Source organism: Actinoplanes sp. L3-i22 (assembly GCF_019704555.1).
In the GTDB taxonomy this organism is placed as follows: domain Bacteria; phylum Actinomycetota; class Actinomycetes; order Mycobacteriales; family Micromonosporaceae; genus Actinoplanes.
This window is the reverse complement of the sequence record NZ_AP024745.1, coordinates 21,838-40,215: the sequence shown is the minus strand read 5'-3', so window position 1 is coordinate 40,215 and position 18,378 is coordinate 21,838. Positions and strand designations below refer to the sequence as shown.

Below are 18,378 nucleotides of genomic sequence, written 5' to 3'. Positions count from 1 at the left end.
GATGGTTGGCACCGTCGCAGGGTTGCAAAGGTGCATGAGCCGGGCAGACTGGTGCATCTGTGTCACAAGTCAATCCAGCAAAACCATCCGGCAAAGAATCTCAGGGCAGGAGATGACGTGCTACTTCCTCGTTCCGGTGATGTCATCCACGTGACAAAGGCGGCGAGCGTCCAATTCGCATCACCGATGCTCTTCCGGGTCATCCGGGTGCACGACTGGCCGACGTACGAGGGTTGGGTCTGGCTCGACGGCTACGAGCTCAACTCGGCCGGCGACGCCGTGGAACGCCGCTCAATCTTCGTGCAGGTCAGCGGCCTTCGCCCGGTTGGCAAGGCTCCCGATCCGCGGGCTCGCAACGGCCGCCAGCCCGCGACGCGCCCCAATGTGGCGCCCGTCCGGCCGGTCCGTTCGCCACGCTGAGCCAACCCGACGGCGAGGGCGCGCTCAGTTCTCGCCGGGCTCGGCGGTGGTGTCTCCGGTCGGCGCCGTCGTCGTCGAGGTCGGGCCGTCGGTCCGCGCGGCCGCGACGACGAGGGTGACCTTCGAGTCCGGCGGGACCACCTGGCCCTCCGCCGGGTCGCAGTCGATCACGGTGCCGGGCTCGGCGTCACTGGGCAGCCGGATCACCCGGTAGCTCAGGCCACTGCGCTCCAGAGCGGCCTTCGCGTCCTCCAGCGGCATCCCGCGCAGCGCCGGGACGGTTGCCTCGGTGATCGTCGGATCGGTGGTCGCGACCGTGCTGGGCGGCGCCTCCGTCGTCGGCTCGGTGGTGGGCGGCGTCGTCGCGACAGTCGTGGTGTGGGTCTGTGCCGGGGTCGGCGCCGGGGCGTCGGTGCCCGCGCCCGAGTTCCGCGCGATCAGGTAGATGCCGTAGGCCAGCACGCCGAACAGCAGCAACGCCACGATGCCGAACACGATCGGCATCCACCAGCGACCGGGCGGCTCCTCACCGGGCGGGCCCGGAGTCCACTCCGCGGTGTCGCTGTACCGCGACGTCGCCGGGCCGGGCGGCCGGACCGCGGCGCGACCGGTCCACAGATCCTCGGCATCGCGCGGATCCGGATCCCACCCGCCGGCCGGGGACAGCGGCTCGGTCGGGGTGTCCCCCGATCGGGGGCCGCCGGACGGCTGATTCGGCTGCACCCTGGTCGCGTCGTCGTCGACCGCCCGCATCGGACGGGTCTCGTCGGGACGCGACGGATCGCCGTCCCGACCGGGCTGGCGCTCGTCCGGCATTGCCGCTCCCTCAGCTCCGTACGCAGGATCTCGTCGCAGCGTCAAGGTATCGAATCTTGGGGTACCCGGGGGAGTTCCGTGAGCAACGCGATCCGGGGCGTGACCAGGATGGGTATTTCGCGGAGTTCGTCGATGGCCAGTACAGTGCCCGGCATGGCCGAGAAGGGCTGGACAGCACAGGCCGGCGCCGCGGCCGGAATCGCCGCCGGCGCGGGCGCCGCACAACTGGGTCTGGGGTACGGCCTCGGCGTCATCGAGTGGCCGACCACCGCGACCGCATCGGACAGCACCTGGCTGAACAGCCTGGGCTGGGCGACCTGGATCACCGCGAGCGCCACCGTCCTGGGTGCGGTGATCGCCGGTCGCCTGCGCGCCGACCGACCCGCGCCGTGGCGCACGCTCTGGCGTATCGCGCTCTCCGCCGCCGCGGCGCTCGGCGCCCTGATCTCGGTGGCGCTGGTCGCCCTGCCGGCCCGGTCCGCGGTCCGGCCGAACGGCCTCTTCTCCCACTCACCGCAGCTGGTCGCCGTCGGGTACACGCTGATCGGCCTGGTCGCCGGGATCGTGGTCGCGTTCTGGGCGGTCTCCTCCGCGCCGGTCGCCGCCAACCTCCTCGGCACCGCGGCCTGGCTGTGGGCCCTCGCCGTCGCCGGCGTCGCCGCCGAGCTGGCCACCGATCGTGACCTGCAGACCTACCTCACCAGCTGGCAGTTCGCCGAGACCCAGACCCCGATTCGGTACGGGGGGATCTACTGGCCCAGCGCCGCCCTGACCCTGACCGCCGCGTTCCTGATCGGGCTGCTGATGGCCTGGCCGGCCGCCCGGCGGGGGAATCTGGGACTGGGCACCGCCACGTCCGGTGCGGTCGGGCCGCTGCTCGTCGCGATCTCGTTCCTGTCGCTGGCCCCGCTGTTGACCGAGGCCGCCGGGCCGCTGCAGTCCGCCTACCTGATCGCGCCGTACGCGGTGCTCGCCGGGCTGGCCGGTTCCGCGTTGACGGTCGCGCTGGCCAAGGGGTCGCGTGGTGCGGCCCGCCGGGAGAATCCGCCGCTGCCGCTGCCGGCCGGGCAGAGTGCCGAGGTTCCGGCCGCCGCCGCCGACACGGAGAGCAGTGCCGCGGTGGCCAAGGCTGCCACGCCGACCCGTCCGGTGCCGGCCCAGCCCCGGCCCGCGCCGCAGCCCGCTCCGGCCACCCCACCGGACAAGGCTTCAGCAAAGCCCACGAAGCGGGCGAAGTTCACATCGGACGCCGAGCCGTACGCGCCCGATTTGTCCGAAGAGGAACCGCCGGCCGCTGGTCGTCGTCGCTGGCTCCTCTTCGGCAAGCGGCGCCCGGCCGAGAGCGTTGCGGAAACTCCGGCCGAGCCGGCCGACTCGGAGCCGACCGGTCGCGGTCGCAAGTCGCGCACCCCCGAGCCCGTCGCAGCCGCTGCGGCGCCGGCCGCCAAGCCGGCCTCGCCGACGGCGAAGCCCGAAGCTCCCCGGCCCGGGCCGGCCGCTAAGCCCACCCCGCCGAAGGCTTCCACCAGTGGGAACACGCCGGCCGCGGGGTTCGCCGACCCGGAGCTCGCCGCCGCCGCGCGACCTGCCAAGAGCGCCACCAAGCGAGCCGCCGCCCGCAAGGAAGCGACGCCGCGCTCCACGATCACGCCGCCGCCGGCGAACCCGCCGATCGCCCGCATCAACCCCAGGGACTGACCCGGGCGGTCAGGCCGGCCAGGTGTGCACCGGCTCGTTCGAGCGCTGCAGGTCCAGGTAGCGCAGGGTCATCTCGCGCAGGGCATCCGGCCGGGACAGCCCCCGACGCTCCGCGGCGCGGACCGCGGCGGTCTGCCAGGATGCCCCGTTCTGCCGGCTCCGGCAGCGTCCCTCGATGATCCCGAGCAGCCGATCCCGATCGACCGGCGGAACCCCGAAACGATCAAGTCCGTCGTACGCCAGCGGCAGCAACGTCTCCAGCACCAGCTCGACCACGCCGACCTCGCCCAGCCCCGGCCAGCGCGCCGTGGCGTCCAGCCCGGCCCGCGCCCCGGCCCGGAAGTTCGCACCGGCGGTGCCGAAGTCGAGCCGGGACCAGACCGGGCGCTCCGCCTCGGCGAGCCGGCGCACCACCCCGAAGTAGAAGGCCGCGTTCGCCAGCAGGTCGACCACGGTCGGGCCGGACGGCAGCACCCGGTTCTCCACGCGCAGGTGGGGCTTGCCGTCCATCACGTCGTAGACCGGCCGGTTCCACCGGTAGACGGTTCCGTTGTGCAGGCACAGCTCGGCCAGCCGCGGGATCCCGCCGGCCGTCCGGACGCCGTCCGGGTCCTCGTCGCTGAGGTACGGCAGCAGCGGCGGGAAGAATCGGACGTTCTCCTCGTACAGATCGAAGACCGAGGTGATCCATCTCTCCCCGAACCACACCCGTGGTCGGACGCCCTGCTCCTTGAGCTCGTCCGGCCGGGTGTCGGTGGCCTGCTCGAACAGGACGATCCGGGTCTCCGCCCAGAGTCGTCGCCCGTGCAGGAAGGGCGAGTTCGCACCCAGCGCCACCTGAGCCCCGGCCACCGCCTGGGACGCGTTCCAGTAGCGGGCGAACGACTCCGGCGCGACCTGCAGGTGGAACTGCGTGCTGGTGCAGGCCGACTCGGGCACGATCGTCCCGCTCGCGCTGCGCAGCCGCTCCACCCCGCGGATGTCGAGCGGGAACTGCTCGCCCCGGGCGGCGACGATCTCGTCGTTGAGGGCGCGGAACCGTTTGCCCGCCGAGAGGTTCGCCAGCACCAGGTCGTCGGGGGCGAGCGTGGGCAGCATGCCGATCAGCGCCAGGCGGCTGTCGGCCTTGGCGGCGCGTTCCTCCGCCGTACGCAAAGCGTCTGTTATCTCTTTTTCGAAGGCTCCGAAACCGTCCGCGGCCAGGTGCCGGGGCGGCACGTTGAGCTCGAGGTTGAATCGCCCCAGCTCGGCCTGGAAACGCGGATCGGCCAGGTCGGCCAGCAACTCGGCGTTGCGCATCACCGGGCCGCCCGCCGCGTCGACCAGGTTCATCTCGATCTCCAGCCCGGTCATGCCGGTGCCGGTGTCGAACACCTCGGCGTCCAGCAGGCCGCCCAGCACATCCAGGCCACGACGCACCTTGTGCCGGAAACGAACCCGATCGTCGGGCGAAAAGACGGCGTGTGCCAGATCTGTGCCCATGGTGCCCTCCCGCTCCGGTCGGGGACGAAACGGACGCCGATCACCGCGCTGTGAACGAGCAAATACTGTCGGTCCACCTTCGCATCCCCGAGCGACTACCGCCAGACAACGGTTTTCCGCGGGCGCAACACCGGCATTGCGGACAGAAAGGCAGTTTTCGGTGGGCAGACAGAACGAGGCGCCACCGGAGTCCGGTGGCGCCTCGACTGTGGACGATGCGGGGATCAGGCCTGCAGAACGGCTTCGCCCTCGATCTCGATCTTGACCTTCTTGCTGACCATGACGCCACCGCCCTCGAGCGCGACGTTCCAGTTCAGGTCCCACTCGGTGCGGTCGATCTCGGTGCTGGCGCTGAAGCCGAACACGTGCTGACCGTACGGACTGGTGGTGGCGCCCTCGAACTCGACGACGAGCTCGACCGGCTTGGTGATGCCCTTGATCGTGAGCTCACCGTCGAGGACGAACTCGGTGCCGGCGTGCGACTTCACGCCGGTGCTCCGGTACTCCATCGTCGGGAACTTCTCGGGCTCGAAGAAGTCACCGGAGCGCAGGTGGTTGTCCCGGTCGACCTGACCGGTCTGGACGCTCGCGGTCTTGATCGACGCCGTCACCGAGGACTCCAGCGGGTTCTCCGCCACCACGATGGTCGCGCTCGCCTCGGCGAACTGCCCACGAACCTTGCTGACCATGAGGTGCTTGACGACGAAGCCGACCCGCTTGTGCGCCGCGTCCAGGTCGTAGGTGCCGGCCGCGGGGAACTGCAGGCCCTCGAACTCGCGCGTGCTGACGGTCATGACTGGTCCTTCTCTCAAGTCTGGCGGGGTGCTTGTCTGACGGAGCAACTATATGCTCAGCAATATTCCCCTTGTCAAGTGCCTGCTAGTGTTGAGTGCGTGAACACCGATCTGGACGACCCTCGCCTCACCGCGGTCGGCCTGCTGGCCGAGGCGTACACGGGCTTGATGAACCGCCTGGCCACACAGTTCGAACAGCACCGGCTCTCCCCGGTCGAGTTCGAGGTGCTGATGCGCCTCGCCCGCTCGCCCGGCCACCGCCTCCGGATGACCGACCTCGCCGGCCAGACCACCCTCTCCACCAGTGGCGTCACCCGGGTCGTGGACCGGATGGAGCGCGGCGGCCTGGTCCGCCGCGAGGCCTGCCCGAGCGACCGGCGCAGCTCCTACGCGGTGATCACCGACGTCGGCCAGGAACGCCTCGCCCAGGTCCTGCCGGGGCACCTCGAGCTGGTCCAGCAGTGGTTCGTCGGGCTGCTCCCGGCGGACCGGCTGGACGACCTGCTCGACTCCCTCCGGACGGTCCGGGACGCGGTCAACCCGTGCGCCACGGCCGGCAGCGCGGAGACCGTCGCCACCGCCTGACCGGCCCTTGTGGAGGGTCGTCGCCGACCGGTCAGAAACGGTCACGCTGCGGCAAGCCGGGCCGGGCAGACCGGCAGAACCACCGGCAGAACGGGCGAATTCCCTTGGCCCGGTGCACGGCCCGGCTACTGTTGCGGCCCTGGGGGATGCGGCGCGTTCGAGGCGACGTACGGGGCTTACGGGGGAGTCTTCGTTCTCGCCGCTTGAGGGCGCGGCGTAGCAGCGATCGGCGCGTGGGGGGCACGAGTCACGCCGGTTGCGCACGCCGCGCCCGGGCCCAGCTTTTCCGGCTTCAGCTCTCCGGTTTCAACCGGAGATCACGGCACGACGCCGTAGCCGGAGCCGGTGTCCGGGCCCAGGCGGGCATGACGCTTCCGGGCGTCCTCCAGCTCACCCTCGGCGGACGCCCGCTCGGTGGCGAAATCCCGGACCGCGGCCGGCAGCCGGAATCGCACGGCATCCTCGCCACTCACGCTGAGCAACCCGAGCGCGACCAGGCGATCCAGCAGGTGCACCACGTCGGCGCGGTCATCGTCCACGGTGTCCAGCAGGGCCTCGGCCAGCTCCCGCGACCAGCGGTGCCGGAACATCGCCAGCAGCCGCAACGCCCGCTGCTCGGCCGGCGCGAGCACCCGATACGTCTCCGCCACCACGGTGTGCAGCGGGACGACGGCCTGCGGACGAGCCGGGTCCGGATGCGGCGGCGGGCCGGGATAGCCGGCGAGAATCTCCGGAATGGTGCGCACCCGGCCGCGGGCCGCGGCGAGCTCGATCGCCAGCGGCAGCCCACCGAGCCGGCGGACCAGCGCGGCGAGCGGGTCGATCTCGTGCGCGGCCAGACGGGTCCGGCGGACCCGGCCGAGACGTTCCAGAAAAAGACCGATTGCGGAGTACGGCACCAACTCCGCGACCGTCCGCACGGACAGTCCGGCCGGCGGGGTCGCCAGCGGCACCACCGGCCACACCCGCTCCTCGGCCAGCCCGGACGGCTGCCGCCCGGTGGCCAGGAACCGCAGCCCCGGCACCCGGTCCAGCAGCCCGGCCAGTGCCTCCCGGACCGCGTCCGGGGCGCGGTCCACCCCGTCCACGAAGAGCAGCGCGGGCCCGCCGGCGAGATGCCCGGACATATCCCGCGACCGGGCCGCGCCGAACCCGGCGGCCACGCTGTCCAGCAGCTCGTCGGCGGTGGAGTCGTCGCCCACCGCCACCCCGGCCACACCGCCCGGGTGGACGTCGGCCAGCCGGTGCGCGACGACCGTGGCGAGGCTGGTCTTGCCCACGCCGGCGACGCCGACCAGGGTCGTCCCGCGCGGCCCGCCGGTGGCCGGGACCCCGGCGACGAGCCGGGCGATGTCGGCATCCCGGCCGATCAGGTCGTCGGTCGGCGTGGCCCGGAGGAACGGTGTGTCCGGAGGGTGCGGAATCTCCGGGGGAAACGAGTCGTGAGCCGGCCGGCCGCGGGCCGCGGCCAGAAACGCGGCCCGATCGAAACCGGTCAGGTCGAGGGCGCCGACCAGCAGCTCGGCGGTGGTCCGTTGTGGACGCGAGGCGCGACCCCGCTCCAGATCACGGACGGTACGCACACCAATGGCGGCGCGGACGGCCAACTCTTCCTGAGTCAGGCCGGCGCGCCGCCGATAATTGCGCAGCAGGACCGCGAAGCCCTGATCGGACGCCATGCTGCGAACCTAGGCACCGGAATCGATCGAGGCGAACCCAGAAGGCCCTTTGTCGGGAATTCGACTCCGGAGAGTTACTAAAACTTAAAGTCCGACCCCGGTGTGACTCACGCGGCGACGCCCAGTCCGGCCCCCGCTCGACTCACGCGTCGGCGCCCAGTCCGAGCCCGCGGGCGATCAGCATTCGCTGGACCTCCGAGGTGCCCTCACCGATCTCCAGGATCTTGGCGTCGCGGTAGAAGCGGCCGACCGCCGACTCGTTCATGAAGCCGTAGCCGCCGTGCACCTGGGTCGCATAGCGGCTGTTCTCCATGGCGGCGTTGCCGGCGTTCAGCTTGGCGATCGCCGCGTACCGCTTGAAGTCCGCGCCGGCGACCAGCCGGGCGGCCGCGTCGTAGTAGCCGAGACGGGCCAGGTGGGCACGCATCTCCATGTCCGCGATCAGGAACTGGGCGAGGCCGCGGCCACGCTCGCCGAGCAGGTTCGCCGCGGGGACGCGCACGTCGTCGAAGGACAGCTCGTGAGTGTCCGACGTGCACCAGCCGACCTTCGAGTACTGCGGGGCGACGGTGAAGCCGGGCGTGCCGGACGGGACGATGATCGTGGAGAGCTCGCGGCTGCCGTCCGGCCTCGTCCCGGTCACCGCCATGACCGTGACCAGGACGGTGAGGTCGGTGCCCGAGTTGGTGATGAACGCCTTCGTCCCGTTGATCACCCACTCGCCGGTCGCCTCGTCGAGCACCGCGCGGGTGGTGATGCCGGCCGCGTCCGAGCCCGAGTCCGGCTCGGTGAGACCGAAGCCGAGCGCGAAGTAGTCGCCGCCCGGCAACGACGAACGGGAGCCCTCGCCGCAGCGAGGACTCCCGTCCTGATTACCGGCGCGTGGAGGAGCACCGGTGTGCGGAGACGCCCGGAAGGACGTCTCCGCGAGCGCGTCAGCGCAGGCTGTTCAGCAGGTCCAGGCCGCCGAGGCTGCCGGTCAGGCCACTGACCGGGGTGCTCTCGATGGAGTTGCGGCCACCGGTCTTGTCGCCGTACTTGTCCGGGCTCACGTCGCCGTAGCCCTTGCCACCCTTGTCGCCCTTGACGTCGCCCTTGTTGTCGTCCTTGACGTCGCCGTAGCCCTTGCCACCCTTGTCACCCTTGACGTCGCCGTTGTCGTCGTCGTTGGTGTAGCCGTGGTCGTCGTTGACGGCCGGGGCCGAGCCACCGTTGTCGTAGCCACCGTGGTCGCCACGGACGTCGCCGCTGTTGTCGTCGTCGTTGCAGGAGCAGTCGTCGCCCTGGTCACCCTGGACGTCGCCGCCGTGCTGGTGTCCCTTGGCCGGCTTCTTGACCCACATGACGTCGTCGCCGTCGTTGCCGATCCGGTTCACGCAGATCGCCGAGGACTGGGCAGAGCCCAGCAGCGAGCCGAGCGAGTTGCCGCAGGCGTTGATCGGGGCGACGATCGGCGCCGCGAACTGGGTGCCGTTCAGGAAGCCGATGTTGCCGAAGCTGGACTGGTTGATCCCGTTGTCCCAGCCACCGACCCGGTTGCCACCGTGGCCCAGGGCGCCGACCGCGTTGCCGCCGTGACCCCAGCCGTCGTTGCCGACCGCGCCGCCGTTGCCGCCCTGCTGCACGCTACGGCCGAAGCCGCTGCCACCGATGAAGTTGCCGCAGGTGGCCCGCGCCGAGGAGACCCCGAACAGGCTGTCCGCGTTGCCGCACTGGTTGATCGGGATGGTGATCGGCACGGCGATCTGGGTGCCGTTCAGGATGCCGACGTTGCCGCCGGACTGCTGCCCGATCCCGTTGCCCCAGCCACCGTTGGCGGCCTGCGCGCCCTCGGTGACGTGGTTGACCCCGGTGCCGCGGGCCGAGCTGACCCCGAAGAGGCTGTCGGCGTTGCCGTTCATGTTCGTCGGAACGGTGACCGGCACGGAGATCTGGGTGCCGTTCCCGAAGCCGACGTTGCCGCCGGACTGCTGCGCGATCCCGTTGCCGCCGCGGCGGGCCTGGGACCCCTCGGCGATGTGGTTGACGCCGCCACCGGTGGCGGAGGAGATGCCACCCAGGGCGAGGGCGTTGCCGTTCATGTTCATCGGCGCGGTGACCGGCATCGCGAACTGGGTGCCGTTCAGGGCGCCGAGGTTGGTCGAGGAGACCTGCGTGATCCCGTTCTGGCCACCCTGCGGGGCGGTGTGGTGCCCGCCGGCCTGGGCAGCGGCGACCGGGCCGAGCAGCAGGGCCCCGGCGGCCATGATTCCGACGCTCAGCGTCTTACGAACCCACGTCTTCTTCATGAGGAAAGTAATGCCTTTCAAAAATGGTCGGCAAGGATTTGCACGTATTCAATTGGCTTTTTCGATTTTGGGCGCAGCGGTGCCCCGGCTCGATTTATTCGACCTTGACCCCGCTCGTCGACATGCGCCGCTACGGTGCTGGCTCCGCAGACCGCGCACGATTCGCCGCTTGTACGCAAACGGTTCGGGAATCGTTCGGCCTGTGCTCTGACGGCGGCCTCTGCGCGCCGCCGGGCCAACTGCTAGTCAGGTGAGACGGTCGGCGCCTCGGCGTCGTTGCGCCGGGCATCGACATCGGGCGCGACCGGGCAGCGGTGACAGTCCACCGGGCCGTTCGCGATCCCGCTCGGAAGCACGGCCGACGAGCCGCTCTCCGTGTTCGCCCCCGACCCACCGGCCGGGATACCGCTGACTGCCCCGAGGTTCGTCCGCGCGGGCGCGGGTCCGTCACCGCCGGGTACGTCCTCCCGGATCGCCTCCGGCGCGGCCGGCCGGGCGGCCGGGGCATGCCGATGGACGTGCGACCGGGAGGGGGCCTTCCTGATCCGCCGGGCCGGTGCGACACCGTCAGAGGTGTCGCCGGCCGGGTCGCGGAAGGCCCGGATGCTGGTGCTCGCCCGATCTGTCCCGCTCGACTCAGCTACGTCGAGCGACACTTCGGCGAGCGGTGCCGTCGCCGCGGCCATGCCGGTCGCGACCGGATGTTCCGGCAGCTCGGCAGCGGGTCGCGAGGTCACGACGGGGTCGGTCACCGGGGCTTGCGCCGCCGGCACGGCCTCGGCATCGGCCACGTCACCCTCGGCTGCGGGCTGCTCGTCGGCGGCCACGGTCCCGCTGCTGGCACGCAGCGGCGCGAGCGCCGTTCGCAGGGCATCGCCGAGCGGATCCGCGTCGATCGCGGGCTCGTCGTCGTCCTCGACCAGGTCCTCCACCGGCTTCTCGGCCGGCTTTCCGAACAGCATGGTCAGGACGCGATGGTGGCTCTTCGGCTCGGACTCCAGCGGCTGGACGGCCGCCTTCAGGAGTTCTCCCGCCGCGGGTTCCTGGACCGTCTCGGCCCAGGTGGTCGCCGGCTCGACATCGTCGTCGAGCACAACCTCGAACGTCGAGCCGTTGACCGGCTCGGCGTCCGGCTCCGCGGCGTTCGCGGCAGCGCCGGTGAGCAGCCAGGCCACTCCGGCCAGGCCACCGACGACGAGTGCACGCAGGACCCACCGGGAACCGGTACGTCCGGCGCGGCGCTCCGGCCGTCGCTCCGCCCCCTGGCTCTGGGGCGGCATGAACGGGGAGCCGCCGGGGGCGGACCGCACGGAACCGGACGCCGTACGCGGCGTGCGCTCGACCCTCCAGCCCGGCATCGTTTCCACCCCTCGTCGTCGGCCTTCCGCAAACGTCCGTACCTCTTAATAGAGGAACAGGCGATATCGGCCACTCGGTATTGGTAACGAGGTGAGCAAGCGGAAAGTCACGCGAGCAAATCAGAAAAATGATCGCAGGAATCGCGCTCAAGAATCATCAGAGACGGGTCTGCGGCCCGGCTCTGAGAACACCCGATGGAAGGGGACGGCCGACCAGCCATTTGGCCAGTTCGGCGGCCCCGATCAACTCGTCCGGATCGATTCCGGCGTGGTGGCCGGCTCAGGAGCGCCGGGTCAGCGGCCGGTCAGGGCATGCATGGTGGCGTCGCGCAGCAGGGCCGCGCGCCGGCGCCGCTCCACCTCGCCGCCCAGGAACGGCGTCGAGTTCATCAGGCCGAACGCGGCGTGCGCCAGCACCCGCGCCTCGGCCGCGTCCAACTCGGGCCGCAGCAGGGTGAGCACGCCGACCCACTCCTCCACGTAGAGGCGCTGCAGCTTCCGGATCTGCCGGCGCGGCTCCTCCGGCAGACGGTCCAGCTCGTGCAGGTGCAGGGCGATCACCGCCGGGTTCGCCAGGGCGAAGTCGACGTGGAAGTCGATCAGGTCGGCAAGCGCCGCCTCGGCCTCGGCCGGGTGGCGGGCGACCCGTTCCCGGCCGCCCTCCAGCAGGCCGTCGCTGACCGGGATCAGCGCGGCGACCAGCATCGCCTCCTTGCCGGCGAAGTGGTGATACAACGCCGGGCCGGTGACGCCGGCCGCCGAGCCGATGTCGTCCATCGAGACACCGTGATAGCCGCGGGATGCGAACAGCCCGACCGCGATCTCGAGGATTTCGTCGCGGCGTGACCGCCGCCGGGGCGCCGGCGGGGTGGTCCGGTGCCGCTGATCTACCGTCGTCACCTCGCCACCTTAACGCGTCGTCAAGCCCTTACTTAACGGTCGTTCAGCCGATCGACGGCCTCCCGGGCCTCGGCGTACAGCTCGGGGAAGCGTCGCTCCTCCGGCAACGAGTCCATCAGTGCCAACGCTTCGACCGGCCGGCCGGACCGCAGAAGCGCCTCGGAACGCATACCCGCCACCCGATCGGCGTCATCGTCTGCCCCGATCGAGCGAAGTCGTTCGGGTGCTCCGTCGAGGTGCGGCAGCGCGTCGGCCCACCGGCCGCGGCGCATCAGGAGATTGCCGGCCTCGAATGCGAAGACCCCGCGACCCCATTGGACGGCCGGCTGTTCGGCCAGTTCGGCGGGCAGTTCCTCGTACCGGCGAGTAACCAGGGTGATCAACTCCTCGGCCTCCGGAACCTGGTCCGCGTAGTTCAACGCCATCAACTGGCGCCGCCGGACCCGCAGCTCCCCGGCCGGATCGCCGGCCTCGCGCAGCGCCTCGGCCGAGGCCTGGAAGGTCAGCGCCGCCTCGGCGTCCCGGTCCAGGTTGTAGAGCACCTCGCCGGCGTCCTCCCCGATCTGACCGCGACCGGCCGGGTTGTCGGCCAGCGCCTCGAGCAGCTCGCGGTACAACTCCAGCGCGCGGCCGGTGTCGCCAAGATCACGGTAAATGCCGGCCAGCAGGTACCGGATGTCGTTGGCCGGCGGGACGAACCCCAGCCGCTCGAACCCGAGCAGCGCCTCCTCGGCCACCTCGGCGGCCTCGGGGAGACGGTCGGCCATCCGGTACGCCCGAGCCAGGTCCTGCCGAGCGAATGTTCCGGAATGGTCGTTCTCCTGCTCGGCGCAGATCGCGACAGCCTCCACCAGGTCCTCGATCGCGTCGACCGGCCGTTCCAGGGCCAGCGACGCCCGGGCCCGCAGCGCGTACGCGATCAACTCGGCGCCGGACACCCCGTAGGCCAGCGACTCGGTCATCGCCGCCACCACGTCCGCCGGCTCCTCGGCGAGCTGGGCGTAAACGGTCGCCGCCTCCGCGCTCGCCCGGGCCGGACCGTTCGCCCGGTAGAAGTCCCACGCGGATCGGGCGGCTACGCGCGCCTCGTCCTCGCGGTCCATCGCGCCGCGGTTCCGGGCCCGCATCATCGAGTGATACGCCATCCGGCGGACGTCGCCGAGCTCGGCGGCGTGCTGGTCGGCGCGGTCACCCGCCTCGTTGGCCTCGGCGTACCGCTCCATCAGGAAGTACACCATGGACAGTCGCAGGCCGGCGCTCGCCCGATCCCGATGGGTGCCGCGTTCGTCCTGGTGGACGACGTCCGCCTGGACGAGCGGCAGCGCCTCCGCCGGGTCGAGCAGGCCGGCCCGGGCCCGCTCCAGCGCGGCCCGGGCCCGCATGGCGCTCACCCTGCCGGGGTCACCGGCCGCCTCGAACGCCGCGACGGACTTCTCGTAGTCGGCGATCGTGGCCTCGTGGTCGTCGCCGTTGTCCCGGAAGCCGCGCAGCATCCAGAGGCGACCGGCGAGCCCCGGGTCGGCCGGCTCGGGGAAGCGGCTCGAATACGCCTCCAGCACCGCGCCGAGCAGCTCGTACTCGTCCTCGTCGACGTGCTTCTGGGCCAGGTCCAGCAGCTCGGTCTCGGTGAGATCCGCGGGAACTTCGGCGATTTGCGGCTTCTGCTCCCGTTGCACGGTCTGTTGTGGAGCAACGGTCCGGCGAGCCGTCGGGGACAGTGGCAGCACCACGTCGTACGGCTCGGAAGCCATTCGCTCTTTGATGAAGTCACCCTGGTGACCGGTGCCGTTGCGGGCGTCGAAACGGGCCGCCAGGTCGGTCGCGAACGCCGCCAGCTCGTCGGCGAGCGCCGCGACGGTCGTCTCCGGCTGCCCGGCCCGCCGGATCGGCGAGTCGCCGTGCCCCAACGTGACCAGCCGGCGCAGCAGCGCAACCGACGCCGCCGCGAAGTCCATCGCCGCGGCCGGGGACGGCGCCCGCTCCAGCCAGTCGATGTGCCGCTGCAGGATCTCCAGGCCACGCGCCTCGTTGCCGGTGCGCGCGCAGAACAGCAGGTGGTCCCCGATACCGGACAGATCGGCCAGGTTGCCGCGCTCGACCAGGTAGGAGCGGCGGTGCGCGTCGGCGGCCTCGTCCAGCCGACCGCTCCGCAGGTACGACACCATCAGCTCGCTGAGGATGCTCTGCGGCTGCTCGTTGCAGTTCAGCTCGCCGGCCAGCACCGGCGTGGCCAGCTCGACCGCCTCGTCGAACCGCTCCCGGCTGTTCAGATGCCAGACCAGGGTGGTCGGGTCGCAGCCGGCGCAGTCGGAGAGCTCGGTCCGCGGCGCGGTCCGCCACTTCTCGAACCAGTCGTTCGCCTCGTCGGTCGCGCCGATGTGCCGGGCGACCAGGTACCGGTGCTTGAACACCGGCTGCAGGCCGTGCCCGCTCTCCCGATAGCGCCGCTCCATGTCGTCGAGCACCGCGCGGGTCCGCGCCAGCGGGATCTCCGGGAACTTGGTGAGCGCGCTGGTCATCGTCTTGAACAGCCAGAGCAGGTTGTGCGTCCAGCGCTCGTGGTACGGCTGCGGGTTCCGGTCGAAGTCGCTGACGCACCAGGAGAACGTGGCGAACGACTTCACCGACTCGCCGCCGTAGATGTACGCCGTGGTCGCGAACAGCCGGGTGTAGAACGCCAGCGCCGGGTCGCCCGCGCCGTCCGCGTGCCGCAGCACCTGCTCGACGAGGGCGATCTGGGCCGCGCCGTACGGAAGCTGATGCGCCTCCTCGAGAGCGCCCCAGAGCTCTTCCGCGGTCTTCATCGGCTCTCCTCCTCGGGAACGGCCCGGTCCAGCAGGCCCAGGAACGACGTGGTCAGCAGGGCCGCGTCGGCCGGCCGGATCGGATGGTGGCCGAGCAGCAGCGCCTGGCCGTAGAGCGACTCGACGGCCAGCGCGGCGAGCCCGGCGTCGCCCAGCGCGGCCACCCGCCGGATCAGCGGGTTGCGGTGGTTCAGGACGAGCTGCGGCCGGTCGTTCGGCACCGTCGAGGAGAGCGCGTCGAGCACCCCGCCCCACAGGTCGTCGGCCTGGTCCCGGCTCGCGGTGAACTCGTCGTGGAAGGCGGCGGCCCGGCTCACCAGGTACAGCGCGGGCAGGCTCGCCGGGTCGAAGGAGCGGACCACGACCTCGCAGCCGAGCCGGTCCAGCCGGCGCTGGGCGGCCGACAGGAACGGGCGCAGGCGCAGCTCGGTCTCCGCGTCGACGGCGGTGAACCGGGTGGTCAGGTCGGTCGGGTCCAGGCGCTCGGTGCGGACCTCGGCGTCGACCACGGCGAGCCGCTGGATCAGGTCGGCGTCGTAGACGTAGCCGCCGTTGATCAGGCCGATGTCCTGCGCGGCCGCGACCGCGGCCAGCTGGCGGAACTCGTCGGCGGTCGCGGCGTACCGGAGCACGCCGTACCTCGCGCGGAACTCGGCGAGCGTCAGCTCGCCCATGTTGGTCTGCATCGGGTACCACTGCTCGACCAGGCGCAACATCTCGTCGTCGTGCAGGGCCAGCGCCTTCACCCCGAGGTGATGGATCTGCAGGAACTGGGCGAGACGCCGCGGATCGGTCGCGGAGAGCCGCACCAGCCAGCCGCGCAGCTGGTCGGCGATCGCCTCCCGGGTCTCGGCCAGCATGCCGTCGTCGTAGAGCGCCTCGCGGCTGGCGGTCGGCCGCAGCTCGGTGCTGTCCACCACGCAGCGGGCGAAGAACGCCCAGTCCGGCAGCAGGCCCTCGACGCCCTCGGAGAGCAGCATGCGCTTGAGGTAGACCCGGTGGCCGCCCCGGCTGGCCGGGTTGACCGGGGTGGGCAGCACGAACGCCGCACCGCTCAGGCCGGAGCCGGGCACGTTCAGCTCGATCACGTCAAAGGGCCGAAAACCCAAGACCTCTTCGGCGTACGCGTTCCGCTCGCTCGCCGGAAGCGCCCACGGCACCGTCCCGGTGGTGACCCGGCGCCCGTCCACGGTCACCTCGACCGGCAGCAGCGAGCCGTAGAGCCCGGCCAGCTCGGTCACGGTCGCACCGGTCAGGTAGTGCTCGGCGCCCCGGCGCGGCAGCAGGGTGACCGTGGTCCCCGGCTCGCGCTCCTCGCCGGGCCGCACGTCGTAACGCCCGTCGGAATATCCGGTCCAGAGCACCGGGGGAGCGCCCGCGCGCCGCGTGTGCACGTGGATCTCGTCGGCCACCAGGAAGCAGGAGAGCAGGCCGATGCCGAACTGGCCGAGGAACTCGTGCCGGGCGAAGCCCAGCTCGTCCCGCTTCGAGCTGCGACCGATCGTGGCGAGCAGCTCGTGGACCTGCGCCTCGGTGAGCCCGATGCCGTTGTCGGTGATCCGCAGGCGCTCGCCGGTGCTGATCTCGACCCGGCCGGCGTGGTCCGGGCCGACCGCGGTGATCGCGTCGACGGCGTTCTGCAGAAGCTCACGGACGTACACGCGGGGGCTCGCGTAGAGGTGGTGACTGAGCAGGTCGACGATGCCCCGTAGATCGACCTGGAAGGTGTTGCTCACGGCAGCGCACGGTACCGGGTCCGTCTGACAAAAAGGGGCCCTTTTCCGAGGGCCCCTTCTCTGGTCAGGCTTTCATCAGACTTTCGTCAGGCGAAGATCAACTGAGTCCGCCGGGCTCGGCGCCCTTGGCGATCGGGGCGCGGACCAGATTGCCCCACTCCGTCCAGGAACCGTCGTAGTTGCGGACCTGCGGGTACCCCAGCAGGTGCCGCAGGACGAACCAGGTGTGACTGGACCGCTCGCCGATCCGGCAGTAGGCGATGATGTCGTCGCCCGTCTCCAGGCCCAGCTCGTCGCGGTAGATCTTGATCAGGTCGTCGTGCGCCTTGAACGTGCCGTCGTCGTTGGCGGCGGACTTCCACGGCTTGCTCACCGCGCCCGGGATGTGCCCGCCACGCAGCGCGCCCTCCTGCGGGTACGCCGCCATGTGGGTCAGCTCGCCGGTGTACTCCTGCGGGGAACGGACGTCGACCAGCGGCCGCCCGCTGGCGATGTGCCCCATGACCTGGTCACGGAATGCCCGGATCTCCGCGTCGTTGCGGACCGGCACCGCGTACTCCGCCTTGGGGCGGGTGGTCTTCTCCCGGGTCACCTCGCGCCCCTCGGCCACCCACTTCTGCCGGCCGCCGTCGAGCAGGCGCACGTCCCGGTGTCCGAAAAGACTGAAGACCCAGAGTGCGTACGACGCCCACCAGTTGAAGTTGTCGCCATAGAACACGATCGTGTCGTCGCGGCCGATGCCCTTGGCCGCACACATCGCGGCGAACGCGGCCGGGTCCAGGTAGTCGCGGGTGACCTGGTCGTTCAGCTCCAGGTGCCAGTCGACCTTGACCGCCCCCGGGATGTGCCCGGTGTCGTAGAGCAGCACGTCCTCGTCCGACTCGACGACGACCAGACCGGGCGTATCCAGGTTCGCGGCGAGCCACTCGGTGGTGACCAGTTTGTCGGGGTGCGCGTAGGCCTGCAGCGCCTGCGCCGGATCGTTCGGAACGGACATGCCTGCCACGCTAGCGCTTACACATCGTCGATCGGGGCCAGCACCGGGCGCTTCGCCGTGATGAGGTCACCGGTCGAACGCCCGAGCAGGTGCCGCCCGACCCAGGGCGCCAGGTGCTCCCGGGCCCAGCGCACGTCCGCGCTGAGCGCCAGCCGCCACGGCGTGGACTGCGGCGCCGGCGGGACCAGCATCCAGTCCTCCTCGACGCCGACGCCGAGCGCGTTCAGCACGTGCCCGGCGACCCGGCGGTGCCCGGTGTCGGAGAGGTGCAGACGGTCGTCGCTCCACATGCTCCGGTTCAGGTACGTGTGATCCGCGAACAGGTCGATCAGATGCGCCCCGTGCCGCTCGGCGATCTCCCGGAACCCGTCGTTGAGGATCCCCGCACGAGTCCCGATCATGCGCTGACCACCGGGTATGTGCACCGCGACGTCGGCGAACCGGAACATGATCACGTCCGCGCCGGTGGCCCGGATCCGGGCGATCACCGGGTCCATCCGCTCGACCAGGGTGTGTGGGTCCACCCGGGGCCGCAGGATGTCGTTGCCGCCGGCCGCGAAACTCACCAGATCCGGCTTCATCGCGAGCGCCGGCTCGAGTTGCTCGGCGATCACCTGATCCAGGAGCCGGCCGCGGATCGCCAGGTTGGCGTACCCGAAGTCGGGGCCGGAATCGACCGCTAGTCGAGTGGCGACCAGGTCCGCCCACCCTCGGTACGTGCCGTCCGGATACTCGTCGCACATGCCCTCGGTGAAGCTGTCCCCGATTGCCACGAAGCTGCGCCAGGCCATCGTTCCCCCTAACGTCTGTTCAGCTTTGGT

At 71.2% G+C, this 18,378-nt stretch carries 14 protein-coding genes and 2 pseudogenes; 3 read left to right on the top strand and 13 right to left on the bottom strand.

Going from position 1 to position 18,378, the window contains the following annotated elements; genetic code table 11:
* Positions 1 to 117: 117 nt before the first annotated feature.
* Complete coding sequence (locus L3i22_RS00180; protein WP_221329716.1) at positions 118 to 420, top strand: hypothetical protein; 303 nt, start codon at positions 118 to 120, stop codon at positions 418 to 420.
* A 24-nt stretch (positions 421 to 444) separates the two neighbouring features.
* Here L3i22_RS00180 and L3i22_RS00175 read toward each other — a convergent pair whose 3' ends face one another.
* The gene (locus tag L3i22_RS00175; protein WP_221324989.1) at positions 445 to 1,236 is read right to left on the bottom strand and encodes a Stk1 family PASTA domain-containing Ser/Thr kinase; all 792 of its coding nucleotides are present in this window, start codon (positions 1,234 to 1,236) and stop codon (positions 445 to 447) included.
* Positions 1,237 to 1,389: 153 nt separating this feature from the next.
* Here L3i22_RS00175 and L3i22_RS00170 point away from each other — a divergent pair, with 153 nt between their 5' ends.
* On the top strand, positions 1,390 to 2,934 hold the full coding sequence (locus L3i22_RS00170) for a Hansenula MRAKII killer toxin-resistant protein 1 (protein ID WP_221324988.1): 1,545 nt from the start codon (positions 1,390 to 1,392) through the stop codon (positions 2,932 to 2,934).
* A 9-nt stretch (positions 2,935 to 2,943) separates the two neighbouring features.
* Here L3i22_RS00170 and L3i22_RS00165 read toward each other — a convergent pair whose 3' ends face one another.
* Both L3i22_RS00165 and L3i22_RS00160 read right to left on the bottom strand, forming a co-directional pair.
* The gene (locus L3i22_RS00165; protein ID WP_221324987.1) at positions 2,944 to 4,416 is read right to left on the bottom strand and encodes a glutamate--cysteine ligase; all 1,473 of its coding nucleotides are present in this window, start codon (positions 4,414 to 4,416) and stop codon (positions 2,944 to 2,946) included.
* A gap of 224 nt (positions 4,417 to 4,640) precedes the next feature.
* Positions 4,641 to 5,210, bottom strand: a complete 570-nt coding sequence (locus L3i22_RS00160) for a YceI family protein (RefSeq protein ID WP_221324986.1) — start codon at positions 5,208 to 5,210, stop codon at positions 4,641 to 4,643.
* A gap of 99 nt (positions 5,211 to 5,309) precedes the next feature.
* On the opposite strand from L3i22_RS00160, the gene L3i22_RS00155 reads away from it, so the two are divergent.
* The gene (locus tag L3i22_RS00155; protein WP_221324985.1) at positions 5,310 to 5,795 is read left to right on the top strand and encodes a MarR family winged helix-turn-helix transcriptional regulator; all 486 of its coding nucleotides are present in this window, start codon (positions 5,310 to 5,312) and stop codon (positions 5,793 to 5,795) included.
* A gap of 317 nt (positions 5,796 to 6,112) precedes the next feature.
* Here L3i22_RS00155 and L3i22_RS00150 read toward each other — a convergent pair whose 3' ends face one another.
* The 10 genes and pseudogenes from L3i22_RS00150 to L3i22_RS00110 all read right to left on the bottom strand — a co-directional run bounded on the left by L3i22_RS00150 (position 6,113) and on the right by L3i22_RS00110 (position 18,348).
* Positions 6,113 to 7,474 (bottom strand): helix-turn-helix domain-containing protein, encoded by a 1,362-nt coding sequence (locus L3i22_RS00150; protein WP_255657845.1) that lies wholly within the window; start codon positions 7,472 to 7,474, stop codon positions 6,113 to 6,115.
* 142 nt (positions 7,475 to 7,616) lie between these two features.
* Positions 7,617 to 8,273: pseudogene (locus L3i22_RS00145) on the bottom strand (acyl-CoA dehydrogenase family protein); the annotation flags it as partial.
* Positions 8,274 to 8,409: 136 nt separating this feature from the next.
* Complete coding sequence (locus L3i22_RS00140; RefSeq protein ID WP_221324984.1) at positions 8,410 to 9,762, bottom strand: hypothetical protein; 1,353 nt, start codon at positions 9,760 to 9,762, stop codon at positions 8,410 to 8,412.
* Positions 9,763 to 10,004: 242 nt separating this feature from the next.
* Positions 10,005 to 11,120, bottom strand: a complete 1,116-nt coding sequence (locus L3i22_RS00135) for a hypothetical protein (protein ID WP_221324983.1) — start codon at positions 11,118 to 11,120, stop codon at positions 10,005 to 10,007.
* 157 nt (positions 11,121 to 11,277) lie between these two features.
* Positions 11,278 to 11,397: pseudogene (locus L3i22_RS53255) on the bottom strand (hydroxymethylglutaryl-CoA lyase); the annotation flags it as partial.
* Positions 11,398 to 11,414: 17 nt separating this feature from the next.
* Positions 11,415 to 12,020, bottom strand: a complete 606-nt coding sequence (locus L3i22_RS00130) for a TetR/AcrR family transcriptional regulator (protein ID WP_221324982.1) — start codon at positions 12,018 to 12,020, stop codon at positions 11,415 to 11,417.
* Between the two features lie 32 nt (positions 12,021 to 12,052).
* Positions 12,053 to 14,824 carry a tetratricopeptide repeat protein gene (locus tag L3i22_RS00125; protein ID WP_221324981.1) on the bottom strand — a complete coding sequence of 924 codons (2,772 nt, stop codon included), beginning with the start codon at positions 14,822 to 14,824 and terminating at the stop codon, positions 12,053 to 12,055.
* Positions 14,821 to 16,560, bottom strand: coding sequence for an HSP90 family protein (locus L3i22_RS00120; protein WP_221324980.1), 1,740 nt, complete (start codon positions 16,558 to 16,560; stop codon positions 14,821 to 14,823). Before L3i22_RS00120 ends, L3i22_RS00125 begins: the two co-directional genes overlap by 4 nt.
* Positions 16,561 to 16,657: 97 nt before the next feature.
* Positions 16,658 to 17,557 (bottom strand): sulfurtransferase, encoded by a 900-nt coding sequence (locus L3i22_RS00115; protein ID WP_221324979.1) that lies wholly within the window; start codon positions 17,555 to 17,557, stop codon positions 16,658 to 16,660.
* 17 nt (positions 17,558 to 17,574) lie between these two features.
* Positions 17,575 to 18,348 carry an SGNH/GDSL hydrolase family protein gene (locus L3i22_RS00110; RefSeq protein WP_221324978.1) on the bottom strand — a complete coding sequence of 258 codons (774 nt, stop codon included), beginning with the start codon at positions 18,346 to 18,348 and terminating at the stop codon, positions 17,575 to 17,577.
* Between the last annotated feature and the right edge of the window lie 30 nt (positions 18,349 to 18,378).

Bases quoted from the DNA above. Each gene is read 5' to 3' on its own strand.
- L3i22_RS00175 (WP_221324989.1), bottom strand. From the start codon at position 1,236: ATGCCGGACGAGCGCCAGCCCGGTCGGGACGGCGATCCGTCGCGTCCC.
- L3i22_RS00170 (WP_221324988.1), top strand. From the start codon at position 1,390: ATGGCCGAGAAGGGCTGGACAGCACAGGCCGGCGCCGCGGCCGGAATC.
- L3i22_RS00165 (WP_221324987.1), bottom strand. From the start codon at position 4,416: ATGGGCACAGATCTGGCACACGCCGTCTTTTCGCCCGACGATCGGGTT.
- L3i22_RS00160 (WP_221324986.1), bottom strand. From the start codon at position 5,210: ATGACCGTCAGCACGCGCGAGTTCGAGGGCCTGCAGTTCCCCGCGGCC.
- L3i22_RS00150 (WP_255657845.1), bottom strand. From the start codon at position 7,474: ATGGCGTCCGATCAGGGCTTCGCGGTCCTGCTGCGCAATTATCGGCGG.
- L3i22_RS00140 (WP_221324984.1), bottom strand. From the start codon at position 9,762: ATGAAGAAGACGTGGGTTCGTAAGACGCTGAGCGTCGGAATCATGGCC.
- L3i22_RS00135 (WP_221324983.1), bottom strand. From the start codon at position 11,120: ATGCCGGGCTGGAGGGTCGAGCGCACGCCGCGTACGGCGTCCGGTTCC.
- L3i22_RS00125 (WP_221324981.1), bottom strand. From the start codon at position 14,824: ATGAAGACCGCGGAAGAGCTCTGGGGCGCTCTCGAGGAGGCGCATCAG.
- L3i22_RS00115 (WP_221324979.1), bottom strand. From the start codon at position 17,557: ATGTCCGTTCCGAACGATCCGGCGCAGGCGCTGCAGGCCTACGCGCAC.
- L3i22_RS00110 (WP_221324978.1), bottom strand. From the start codon at position 18,348: ATGGCCTGGCGCAGCTTCGTGGCAATCGGGGACAGCTTCACCGAGGGC.